5 protein-coding genes and 1 pseudogene are annotated in these 13,346 nt (G+C 48.1%); all 6 read right to left on the minus strand.

Going from position 1 to position 13,346, the window contains the following annotated elements; translation table 11 throughout:
* Nucleotides 1–12 precede the first annotated feature (12 nt).
* Nucleotides 13–4,710: an insecticidal toxin complex protein TccB gene (tccB, locus tag CKY02_RS15805; RefSeq protein ID WP_112896036.1), complete on the minus strand. Its 4,698-nt coding sequence runs from the start codon at nucleotides 4,708–4,710 to the stop codon at nucleotides 13–15.
* Nucleotides 4,711–4,804: 94 nt separating this feature from the next.
* Complete coding sequence (gene tccA / locus CKY02_RS15810; RefSeq protein WP_162120373.1) at nucleotides 4,805–7,702, minus strand: insecticidal toxin complex protein TccA; 2,898 nt, start codon at nucleotides 7,700–7,702, stop codon at nucleotides 4,805–4,807.
* A 432-nt stretch (nucleotides 7,703–8,134) separates the two neighbouring features.
* Nucleotides 8,135–8,351, minus strand: a pseudogene (locus CKY02_RS15815) (PAAR domain-containing protein); the annotation flags it as partial.
* Between the two features lie 367 nt (nucleotides 8,352–8,718).
* Nucleotides 8,719–9,642, minus strand: coding sequence for a GNAT family N-acetyltransferase (locus CKY02_RS15820; RefSeq protein ID WP_112896038.1), 924 nt, complete (start codon nucleotides 9,640–9,642; stop codon nucleotides 8,719–8,721).
* A complete protein-coding gene (locus CKY02_RS15825; protein ID WP_112896039.1) occupies nucleotides 9,639–10,910 on the minus strand; it encodes a phenylacetate--CoA ligase family protein in 1,272 nt (423 codons plus the stop codon). Before CKY02_RS15825 ends, CKY02_RS15820 begins: the two co-directional genes overlap by 4 nt.
* 29 nt (nucleotides 10,911–10,939) lie before the next feature.
* Nucleotides 10,940–13,345 carry an acyl-CoA reductase gene (locus tag CKY02_RS15830; protein ID WP_112896040.1) on the minus strand — a complete coding sequence of 802 codons (2,406 nt, stop codon included), beginning with the start codon at nucleotides 13,343–13,345 and terminating at the stop codon, nucleotides 10,940–10,942.
* Nucleotide 13,346 lies beyond the last annotated feature (1 nt).

Below are 13,346 nucleotides of genomic sequence, written 5' to 3' on the forward strand. Positions count from 1 at the left end.
TTAAAAGTTAATTTAAAACAGTGTTTTCTTGACTTGGTTTGCGAAGCTGGCACCGCCGTCGCAGGCGGTATAATGTACCTGCACCAGTACATCATCCATATTCGCCAACAGTGCGGCCTGCATCTCATCCGCCTTCAATGTTTTATCGTCAATATGCTCATCCACCGAACGCGGGAAGGTAAGCGTCCATTTGGAGACCGCACCCGTGCCCTCAAACGATAGATAGCGCTCATCTTCCAAACGCAGCTCAAAGCTACCGGCATCATTAATGCCAGAAGAGAGCGCCACCTGCTGGCTGGCCCGCAGATTGGTGACAATATGCGTCGCATCCCCCTCTTTACCTGTCGGATCATTGAGACGTTTAACACCATTGATATCTGCTGTGAGCAGCGTACTACTGCTGGTCTGGGTCAGCGTTGCCTTCACGTTTTGATACGGCCCGATCAACGTCGGCAGTGTCACTGACACGGTTTTAATCTGGCGCAAATAGTGCCCCGGATAGTCGTTGTCAAACAGCTTTTCGCTTAATGGAAAGTCAACTTTGCCCTCAGTTTTTAACTTACCAAAGCCATCATCACCCAATAGGCTTTTGAGCGACACAGTACGGATCACATTAAGACGGCGCTCATGACGAACTAAATATGCCGCTTCCATTTGGTGCAAATTGAGTTGCAGAGTTTCTCCCACTTGCAAACCACGGTAATGGTCATTCCAAGTACCGGTCTGAATAAACGTGGTGGCGTAATCACCCAATTCATACTGCCAGCAAGCTTGGGCGGACAAACACAGAGAGACCACAGCGTCATACGCTTGATAGTACAACGCGGATAATTGACCACTCAGCCACTGATATAAAGTCGCTTGGGTGAAACGAGTCGTTAAGTAAGTCAGCATGGTTCGAATTTGCACCTGCTGTGCCTTCGCCTGTTGCAGGGAAGTCTGAGCCGCTTTCTCGCGCACCGCCAACGCATCCAACTGTTTCTGTAATGCGTCGACCTCAGACTGTGCCTGTTGGTACTGGATTTGCCACTCTTCACGACGGCGACGGTAGTTTTCCGTGGTTGCCAGACGCTCGGCCACCACGCTGGTGGCTTGTCCGGCAGCCATCAGCCCGATGGCAATCGCTTCTGTTACCCCTTCATAGCGCGAACCACCATCAGCCAAGCCAAAGATATTCGGGATCACTTTCAGTGCCCCACTGGCAGTTTGTACACCAGAGGAAGAAGAAATCAGGGATTGTGCTGACGTTTGAGTGTCCATCACCAGTTGTTCCGCGCTGGAGATGTTGTTCTGATACAAGGTGTAATAGTGGTCATGACGTTGTTGCGCCGTCGCCTGACTGGCTTGCAGCGCCAGACGATCCGCCGCCAATCCATCCAACGCCTGTTGTTGTAACGTGATGGCATAGCTGGACATATCCAACAGTTGCTGTTGCGCCAACTCTTCTTGACCGGCCCGTTCGCTACGTTCCAACAAGCTAAGCAGGTTCTGACCAAAACCGGTCAACGTACCCACGGCGCTGTAAGTCCGCGGTAACATAGCGCTGAAACGGTACGGTGGCACTGTTAACACGGCACCACTAACACCATTCGTCAGGGTACCGGACTGAGCACGCTGAGCCAGCAACGCAACTGGATCAACAGGCGCAGCATACAGCGGCAGCGAAAGCGGCTTGCCATCAACGGTCAAATTATGACGCAGATTGTATAACCGTGCATCCAACGTATCCCAGTGGGACAACATCAGAACATTGAGCGGTTCGTTAAAGTAGCCATTATCTGCCAGCTTCAAGTAGCTAACATTGCAGCCCGGCAATGCAGGTAAAACGGTATCACTATTAGCCAACTGGTGCTCAAAATCACGCAAAACCGTTTTTTGCCCGGCTGCCAAAGTATCGAGGGTTTGCGGCGTCCAAGTGCTACTCAGCGACACATCTGGCCGAGGCCCTAGCAATTCAGCGGCCAGATTGTAATAGACACGGGCCTGAGTCAAACCATCACGAGTCAATTGGCGGTACCACATATCTCCCTGAGCAATCAGGTTACTGACATAGGCAATAAACACCGCTTTCTGGTATATCACCGGATGGGCATAAGCTTGAGTATCTGGGTCTATAGAGTCGCCCAAATAACGAGAAAGATCGCTGTGTCCTTCAACCAACGGACGTACATTCCAGTAAGCTGGCGCATTGTGTGGCTTGTTTTTCATCGCTGGATCAAAGATGTAATGCAAACTCTTTTGTGCCGGTGAGAATTGCTGTTCATTGGCAAAGCGTGTAGCAACCAGAAACGGCAGGTGAAAGAACAATTCCCAGAAATAGAGACCATTTGAACCGTTAAAGTCCATCGGCTCGCTTTTGCCGTCAGTCACTAAATCTGCTTCCAGAGAAGGATCTGCCTGCAAGGTGTAATCCAGCAAACTATCCAGCCCAAGATTAGCCTTCTCAATCAAAGTACGCACAAAGGTGGTGTTAAGACGGGTTTTCGCGGGTAATGATGAGGTCCAGAAGTCCAGATATTGCACCAGACCACGCTTGCTATCGTAACGGGAAATTAATCGAGGAATGGCATCCGGAGCTTTGCTATCTTGCAACGCAACATAGACGTTAAACCACTTACAGACCCAAGAATAAGCTCCTTTTTTCCCTGATGGGCGGTCATAATGATCCCACACAACATTCAAACAAACCTGTAGGTAGTTTTTATCCGGATCAGTGGAGAAATCCGCCTCGGACAAGGTATAAGTTGTAGAATAGGTCGCACCGCTGGCAAGTCTGAAAGTTTGATCACTGTAACGTTTAAACAGGTTGCGCCCATTCGCCGTCTCAGCATTGATTTCCTGATAGAATTTGCAGTTATCGGCGATTTTACTGAAATTTTTGATAGTGGTTAGTGTTGGCCAATCTGGTGACGTAAATACAGACTCAAGCTTATTAAGACCAATAGCAAAATTTATTTTATCAGACCAATCTAGCAACACGGTACCGTCTGGAATATACAGATTATAACCGGTAGGTGTTTCCCCTTCCCAAGCGATATAACTGCCCTTCACAATAACAGTATGGAGAGTATCAAGCAGAGGGGAAATAGCCCATCCCTCATTAACCCTTTGCTCTAACGCCCACGTTCCATTAGGAACAGATCCACCACCATATCCAGCCGGATAGTAGTTGATTATTGCATTATGAAAGGTGTAATAATTTCCATCATGGTAATCCAGATAAAAACCTTCATTTCCTGACCACGTGAAACCATAACCAGACTTAGAATCATATACAAGATCGTTATATCCAAACGTATGACGGTTAATAAAATCCCCATTGGTTGTGGTTTGGATATGGAGTGTCAGGCCATCTTGATCGATATACACATAGGCCCCGGTAGTGCCTTGTTTCAAGTCATCAACTTTACTTACCCATCCTGTACTTTCCGGATCTTCCGTTGCACCTGTAACAACCTTAGTAATTACATACTTTTTATCGTATACCGCAAATTGCAAGCAGTTCTGATCATTTGTTTCATCACGGTAAGTACTGAACAAAAAGTTCTTACTTAACGGCCTGAGAACATGACGATTGAAAGCTGAGTCACAATAGAGATAACCATAAACAGCGGGTTTATTTTTTCTATTGGCCCCATCACCTTCAAATTGACGGACAAACACTCCTAACATCAGACGGCCATACGGATTACTGTCCGTTTCCTCCGTCGGGTCGATACTAAAATCGGTGGTAGCCAGCAGATTGATTTGACGCAATGTGGTGCTCGATTCATCAATCAACAAACTGGATCGCTGTGTTTCTGAACTTTCCCCTGATTGCTGCGTCATCAGCGTGGTGGTATTCGGCGCTGTCCAAGTATCATCATAGAGTTTATAACCAAACTTTATGCCGTAGGCATGGGTTTTACCGATATCTTTGCCATTAGCGTCTTTCTGTACTGCCGGATCTCTTTCAACCCAAGCCACATACAGCCGGTCGTTATAAAACACCGGACGTACTGTGTGCTCCAATACCGTATCACCAGACAGCGGTAAGGTGATTTCCTGCCAATCATTCCAACAATTTGGCGTCACCGGATTCCCTGCCGGATCTTGACGATTTTTACTCAAATCCATCTGACGCCAGTAGTAGCGATACGGTTTAGTGGTAGTGCGACCAATAAAGTAATAGATGGCTTGGTCAAATTTATCCTGATTAATATAACCACTGAGCACATACAGATTACTCACTGCTTCAAACTCGTTTAGGTACCCCAGAACAGCATCTTGCACCCGGTCCGGATCGAGTCGGTTCTGGTTTAAAGTCGTTTCCAGCTCCGAGAAATAATGGCTTTTTTCCTGCCGGGTGATGGGAGAAATATAGTTTTCAGCGTAATTTCGAACCTCAGCCCCCGCAGCCCAGATAGCATATTGGCTATCATTGTCACGCCATTCGTTAGCGGTAGAAGGTTCCATCGCTTGACGCCCCGGTTCAGAGCCATTGACCAGACGAGTCATATATTGCTGTATGCTGGCAATGGCTTGAGCGACTCGACTGGTCTCAACTTCATCGGCCACTTCGGGGTCAATCAGCAAGTATTCGTACAAGTCTTCCACCGTCACTGGTTGTTTTTTAACGCCTTTCAGCGTCGGTGCCACAAAATTCATATAGCCAGTCACCAACGCATCACGCTGGGATTCATTCAGTTGTTTTTCCATTGTCGATAACATAATTATCTGCCTTACTTAAATGGCGGTTTAGAAATAGCCTCATTGGGCCATACGGAAAAATCAAATCCACTCAGGTAGTAAGCTTCTGCCATGCTCAGTTACTGCCCTTGACATGGGATACGCCAGCCACCAACGCCTGACCGGTGCTTTGCCAAAGGGTATAATCACTGTCACGACTCAGGAGATAGCCTTGCTGTTGCTGTGTAACACCAAGGCCAGTCTGATTCTGTGCCTGTTGCAGACGCAGAAGCGTATCCAGTTGCGGTGTGGTCTTAGCAATCCCGCCCAATACCGACCAAGCGGCTTGCAACTCGTTAACCTCCCAACCCAATAGCGTTGCCAACGTCTGTGCAGCATCAGCTTGGCTCAACGGCATAGCAGCATTAGCCGTGCGCAGGTAGGCCAGTACATCATCTTCGGTACCACCAGCTTTACCCACTTGGAGCAATAAATCGCTATAGCGGCTCAGGGTATAAAGCATCCACAAACTGATATCGGTCACTATTTCTGCGGAAGCGCCAAAATAGGCTGGATAGTCCAGCAAGGTTTGCACCATCGCTGGACTCAACGTGAATTGTTGGGTTAACAAGGAACGGCGTACCACTTCACGTAATTGACGCAAATAATCAGCGGGAATATCGGCCGCAATCTTAACGGTATTCTTCAATGCCCAAGTCGCACTCAACCACTGATAGGTTGTTTGTCCACTCCAGCGCAACAATAACGCAGGCAGTGACTGACTCACGTTCAGAGTCTGCGCTAACAGACTGACAGCCACGCCCTGTTGAGTTTTCTGTGCCTGATTCAACGTATTAGTCAGAGTAGTGATTGCCAGCTTCTTATCTTCATCAGATAAGCTTTGTGTATTGACCACAGTGGCTATAGCACTTTGTATGCCAGCGTCAGTCACCAAACCAACCTTATCGATAAGCGGGCTATTGCCTGTCGAGAACAGAGCAAACCAGTCAATAACGTGACCGTTGTTATCGACTAATGGCGCACCACTACGGGATAACAATGTTGCATCCACAAACGTACTGCCCAGGTTCTGCCACACCTGACGGATAAAGTTCAATTGGTCATCAGTGCCCTGCAAAGTAGAAGTGGGGTTGTCACTCAACAGCAAAAGCAGTGCTGAAAATTCTAAATCGTGCTGTTGTTGCCATTGAACGATCGCACTTAACGCTTGCAGCAAACTCAGAATATCCGCCGCCAGCGGGGAATCTTTTTGCGGTGCAGCGATGGCGGGTTTCCCTGCCAGTTGCTGCCAGACGATGCCTGTACCTGCATCTAATTGATCCGCCAAGGCACAGAAAGCCTCAGGATCTATCCCCAATGTACGCGCCAGATTAGCCAGACGGTAGAAAGCTGACACCACAAACAGATTACAGTTGAGTGTGCTTTGCGTGATATTTCCCTGTTGACGGGCAATATTATCCGCCAATAACAGGAACTGACGATGATTAAGGCCCAGTGCCGTGCTGATATGCTTAACACGCGCCCCATCGCTCCCGGTGGTCAATGTATAGACAAAATCCTGATTATCTATCACAAACGGTGTATCAAAGGTGCCGACGGAGTTAAACACCTGATCTAAGAACGGTGTTGCTGGTGTAATGGCAAACGGAGTCACCACGCGCAGCCAGCCAGCAAATTGTTTAGCGGTAACACCGTACTTCGCCTGATAATGTTTGAACACCCCCAACATACGCAGCGTATTGTTACTCATCAACAGCGCAGTATTTCCTGCTTCCGCATCCATAGCAGAAGTCACCAACAGGTCAATATCCTCATAGGACAGATTCAGCCATTTTTGCAGGCGCACGATGCGGTTAATCCGGTCCAACTTGTCATCGGTCAGATTGTTAAGCGTCAGAGCAAAATGCGCCTCCGCACCACTGCGACTCAAGGTAATCGCCTCCGGCTTACCGGCATGAATAAAGCGGGCACCGTAAGCAAATGGCGTCGCTGTCGTGTCACTAGAACTCACATTATCAGACTTAACCACCGTAGAACCCCCGACAGTTGAACACAACATCAGTTCTACTTGGGGTACAGTCAAACTTGTTCGGCCAGTCAATATAGTCATATCGCTGAAACTGTTCGCCGTAAGCGAACTGTCACCATAGTTAAGCTGATAAAAATCCTGACCTACAGTCTCCGTAATGATTTTCTGCTGCTCCGGTGAAAGCTGACTCGCCATGATTTGCAGTCGGGTTAAAGCACCGGCAGTCGCATCACTCAGTTTTCCTTTTGCCGTTGCCCAGAAATTTTGCGGCAGATCCAGCGTCTGTGGCAGAGTGATATCTTGCAACGTAGTACCCAATACCGACTGAGCTGTCTGAATCTGCTGATGACCATAATGATACGGCAGATTATTCGGGTAACGGGTGGTGGAGAGTTTAGCGTTTACCGCTTCCAGATCAGTCAAGCTCAGTTTCTTCTGAATGGCTTTGGACAGAATTTCATTGACCAATTGTAATTGCGGTATCACCTCATTGATCGCTTTATCATTAATCAACAAAGCCCCGATATCAGGTCGGCGCTCCGCCAGCGTATTCATAATGGTACTGGCACCACTCTTTTCCTGTTCAAGAGCCAATTGATAAATATGAGTCAGATAAGCTACCGGCGCATCATTGGCTTCCGGTGATCCACTTGGCGCTTTATCTTTCCAACCCGTGTTTGCATCAAGGAATTGGTTGGCGTAATCCGGACCTGATACGGAAAACGGACTTCTCAAACTAAACTGGACAGCCTCGCTAAGAGAATTACGGCGAAAATGGTGTAACACCTGATGAGCATAGCCCACTGCCAGGTCATACATTTTTTCAGCACTGCGCCCGAGATCAGCACGATGCTCACGAATAAAACGCTCACGCGGCATACGTACCACATCAAACACTGAGGTATAACCAAGGCCGGTCAATTTACCGGGTAAGTTGTGGATCTCTTCGGTGCGGGAAATCAGGGGACTGGCGAGTTGATTCATACGGACTCCTGAATTGAGGTTTATCATGAGAAACAGATTTTTTCGCGCAAAAAAATAATCACCATCGTTATGTATAAGAGAGGGACCAGATCAAACATGTGCCTTTAGAACATCAGGTCCTCCTGCCTTCTAAAGGCGCTATACACAGTGATGATGTGTGAGGAAAAATATAATAAATCACAAAACTTGCTTACATTAAAAAACAAAATACAGACAATAAAATAACTTTACCTTTATATAATTATTTGGAATTAATATTTACTTATATTGATGATTAATTTACAAAACAATTAATATAATGAATATTCTTGGTATATTTTCATTATTTTTTAAACAATATATACCCTATGGATTTCAAGATGCATCGCGACGGCAAGGGAACGAATCCCCGGGAGCATAGCTAACTATGTGACCGGGGTAAGTGAACGCAACCAACAAACGCCCTATATCAAACACATCGGATACACCACCAACAATCACGTAAGTATCGGGAGGTTTGCCGCAGGTAACCTTATCGCTTTCACGAGCGGTCGCACGTCCATTAAATGTCATGGTGTGGCCACCGGTAATAAATGGTGTGGTCACCGGTAATAATCTGTCCGCCGCAGGTTGTTTTATCACCAACCAGCAGGAAAGATCCTATTGCCATCTATTCACTTCTCCATTGATTTACAGCATGAAGAGTGAATCTGATTAAAATCATCATCATGCTTTTGCCACTTATGGATTAATCAGCGATCACAATGGTGCAATGAATTTCACTTAAAAATATATAGGAATATTCTGAAATTTAGATTTTGCAATAATTTTAATACAATTAATTATCAAAAGTGAGAATTTAAGAAGCAGTGCCAAGTTGGCAGAAATACACCGTAGATTTTTTCAAATTATGGTCAAACTGTTAACCACTATCCGTTCAAAGTGCTGACCAAAAGACCAACACTTTGTCAAAAATCTGCAAAACTATTCAAGCTTTGATGGGCTTTACCAGATTACCTCTGATAATCGCAGGTGGGCTATGCGCCTGCACAAGCAAACATGCTTTGTTGGTGCAAACGACGAGCAAACTGACAATCTAAGGTCAACTCTTTCCTACTATGTCCTCGAACCAGTAAAGCTTCCCAATGGTGATGATGACCGGGCACAAACCCTGTACAGGCAAATCCCGCCTGCTGCAAAATTTCCATTGCCTGAAGCGTCCCTTCCCCTACCGGCAATCTCACGTATATCAGTTTGTGTGCCGGTAACTCTGCCACCTCTTTTACCCGCTCGGTTGTCTGCTTTTCTATCCACACTTCCAACCGACGTCCATGATTGGTTATACGGATATCTGCATCAGCCAACTCCTCCGGTTGCAGAGGCTCTTGACCAAACACTTGAGTCACCGATGTCAACCACAGTTGCCAACCGGAAGGCCAATGTAACTCTGGAAACGGCCAGCTTTGTAAAGGTAAACAACCCAGTACTATGCTTTCCGGGCGTGCCTGATCAAACGGTGATGTTACATAGTCCGGCAGCAATCCCGTGGTGTGAAACCCCAGATTTTGGGCCAGACGCTGACTATGGTTATGCGACGACACTTGCTTAATTGTGAGGATACTTAACCCCATTTTCTTAGCCTGATCACACAAGTATCGTCCAAGCGCGGTAGCAATACCCTGCCCACGTGCCTGTGGATGTACTGCGATCAACGCCAGTTCAGCGCTTAATGAGCAGTGTTCATCCCGCCACAGTGCGGCATGCCCCAACACGTGTCCATCCTGTACCGCAACAGCGGAATACCACTGTTTTGCCGCGTTATAACGGCCAAGCATGGTAGGTAAATAGACTTCCGGGTAAACATAATCTTCGCCGTAAACAACCCGAAATAACGCACTAATACCGGTAGAATCCTCTTCCCGGAATAATCGAACTAATGGTATTCCTAGATTCATGCTCATGCTGCCTTCTCTTCAGCACCATAACCACGATGATCAACCACCCGCATTAATTTACCGGAGCGTGGATGAGTGACCATATTTTCCAAAGCGCAGTAAGTGACTTCCACATGCAAAAATCCCTGATCACATAACTTTGCCATCGCGGGTTGTGCCGCCAACAATGTCTGATGCACTGATGTTGTCGATGACGCCAGTGATGAATCGCCCGCTAACAAGAGTTCTATCTTATCCATGCCACCCTGACGGCTCAGCAATAACTGCCAAGCCAGTATGCCCTCTTGCTGTTGCAGTAAACGCGCAATATGGTCAGGAAAAATGGATAGCGAGAAAACTCGCACTCGGTGAGCGCTGCCCGCTCGCCCCTGCAAAGCGAATTTGCGACTCGGCTGCCCTGACTCTTCACACCAACAGGCCATGTCACCGGTAGGATAGCGGATAACTGGCATCAAGCGTCGTTGCAGATTGGTCACAACCAACAGGCCATTTTGGCCGGGCACCGTAATCGGCTGACCATTGGATTCGTCAATAATTTCAACAATGGTATCCGTATCAAAAACCCGATGCTCGCCGTAACAGCAATCGGGAGACGCCGCCCCAATGAGGCCCGCATCTACGCTGGCACAACCAACTGAACCAATACGCGCATTAGGAAATACCTGACTCAATAGTGTCAATTGCTCTGGAAACAGGCTTTCACCGCCGTACAACAGACGATCAATGCCGGGAATAGACTGGCCGCACTGCTGCAAGGTACTGGCAAAACGTAATAGCTGCGCCGTCACGCCGGCCAGAACATTAATTCCCAAGCTGACAATCGCATCGGCCAGCGCCCGATCATCAACTGACCAGGTAAACGGATACTCCACTACCGGCACTGGTGAATAGGACAACGCACCGTGAATAAACAATAAACTGGTATACAAATCACCAGCTACAAACAGATTAGCAACGCGGTCACCGGGCTGTAATTGCTGTGCAAGCCCTTGACCAAATGCGCGCACGAAAGCACGCCATTCGCTACAACTGAATACCGACAATCGACCATCACTGGTAGAGCCACCGGTTTTAAAAACATGACCACCGTTAACAGGGCCGGTTAACACCGGCCAGTTTTCCAGCGATTGCGATTGCTGCCAATAGTCATCAGGATTGATCAATGGTAGATCAGTTAGCGCCCAACCGGATCGAGGCAGATCACGATAAAGATCCTTAAAAAAAGGCGCATGATCGCGGGCGTATTCAACCAGATCGTGTAATGATAGTGTCATGATTTACCCAAAAAGTAGTATTATTGGTCTCAGAATCGGCTATCCAGCACCAGCGGCGTTTTGCCACTTTGCGGGTGACGATGGAACTGCCCAACAGGTGTCGGGATAACTTCCAATTGAAGCAATCCACCACTGACGACTTGGTTCAGCATCCTATGTTGCAACAGATGCATACGTATCTGATCAGCATCTCCGTCGGCTAATATATGGATATAATCACAACCACTGGAGTTGTTCCCTACCAACCACTGCACCGGAAACGGTAGCCCGGCTGATAATTCGGTTGGGTTCAAAAAAATAGAACCTACCCGTAATAACGCACCATGACGGCCTTCCAGTTTAAACCGCGGCGTTGGTAACCCGCAGTCGCAGAGATCTGGCAGCCAATAACCTAAGTCACCTATATCATAACGCTGGACCACCTGCCCTTCCCGCGCCAGAGGGGTAAACACCAGTCGACCACTTTCCCCTGTCGGAACAGGCTGATCACTATCAAGAGCCAAGATTTCCAGCCATTGAATATCAGATAACAGATGGAACTCCCCCTCTTGGCAACAAGCACAAGCATGACCTAACGGACCGGCATCCACGGAACCGTAAATCGCCGAGCGAATTATCTGTACACCAAAACTGGATAAAAACCGACGTCGCTCTTCACCAATATGCTCACCGCCAGTAAAAATTTTGCGTATCCCACCATAGGCGCGCAACGCAGCCTCTTCACATTCAAACAATCGGTGGATAGTGCTTGACATTCCCGCCAGCGTATTGATTCCCTGAGTGACAATAAAGTGCCTGATTTGGCTAAAATCATCGTCTATCGGGCCGCCCATCGGGTAATGCGGCACGGATAATTTATCCAGCACAGTGAAGAAACTCATCAAACCGCCATACAAGTTACTGCCATAAAACAAATTCATTACCCGGTCTTGGGATGGCTCCAGACCAGCAGCGAACAAACCATCTGCCGCGGCCTGCATTTGACTGTGATAATCTCGATGGCTGAAACCCGCCAGCTTTGGCTCGCCGCTACTACCACCGCTGCGGAAAAACACCTGTGCTTTTGCCGTCACGCCGCCGTTCTGAAACGTTGCTTTATCCATCACTGGAATCCCTGCCAGTTCCGGCGGATTGGCCGACCCTTTATCTAATGCGACATGGCCTGGTAGTTGTTCAGCTTTCAAACTGACGGAGACACGTCGAGCCAGCCGAGTCAATGCGTAAACACCATCATGAGGCTCCCCCTCATAGCCATCGTGCATCGTACCTGCCTGACATATCCGACTAACCCCGGCGGCTAACAACTGACGACTCAACATCGGCAGCTCTTTTTCTTTAGCTATCAAAGCACAACTCTGCAAATAGGTGCGCCACGGCAACAAAATCTCGACCAATTGTGCACGTGGCGCCGGACGAACTTGCAAAGTACGGAACAGAGGTGATGGAGCAAGTTCTTGACGCTGTATCCAGGCTACCCGCCAACCATTGCCCTTTTCTACTGAGCCGCAGAGATCAGCAAAAGTGTGATCCAACTGTAAGAATGCCATCTGACTGCTGATTTCCGCCGCTTCCTGTATATCTGGCTGTAAGGCTGGCCATACTGACGCACGTCGTGCCAGTGCGGCGGCCACGGCACTAACCACCTGTCGTAAGACGTTCTCGTCAGTGCTATCGACCAACAAACACTGTGGACTGGAACACGCTTGTTGGTCAAAACGGCAAACATCATCAGCCAATGCATCGTAATCAGCATCACTGGCGACCATCGGGTCCAAATAAGCAAAACTGATACGATGTCCCCAATCTATCCAACGGCAACCGGGCCGTAATTGGCTACGAATAGCGGTCAGGGCGCTATTGCTACCCCAGGCGGATACGGCATCAGCACACGACAATAATTCTGATAATTGATCAGACGGCAAAGGCAACACAGATATATAAGGTGCCAACGTGCCGCTCAGGTCATGACGTAGGAATTCAGCCAGTATCTGCGCATTAAGGCCGTGGTCGCTGCTACTAGGACGTAACCAGTTAACATTACCCACTAGCAAGCTCTCTAACACGGCCATAAATGGCAGTAAAGGCGCGTTGGCCGGCGTAATATGCACCACCAATCCCAATGGTTGCCAAGTTTCAAAACGGGGCTGTGTATAGTCAAAACGACGCAGAGAAAAGGGTTGTTCTCCCAGTTCGTGCCGCAACTTTGCCTCTAAAGAATCGCGATGACAGAAGTGGCGTAACGCGGTGAGAGCAGCGGTATCCAGCCCAAGCTTAACAGCAACATTATCGAGATCATCAACGAAGCGCTCAGCACACGCCAATACCTGTTGTACACTTGGGGGACAAGCCAGCGTCTCAGCCAAATTACCTTTCAGTTCCGCCAATACGCTAGCGGGCTCCAAGTCAGAGATAACCTTACCATTCACTAAATACATT

This window comes from Photorhabdus bodei (genome assembly GCF_003287735.1).
In the GTDB taxonomy this organism is placed as follows: domain Bacteria; phylum Pseudomonadota; class Gammaproteobacteria; order Enterobacterales; family Enterobacteriaceae; genus Photorhabdus; species Photorhabdus kayaii.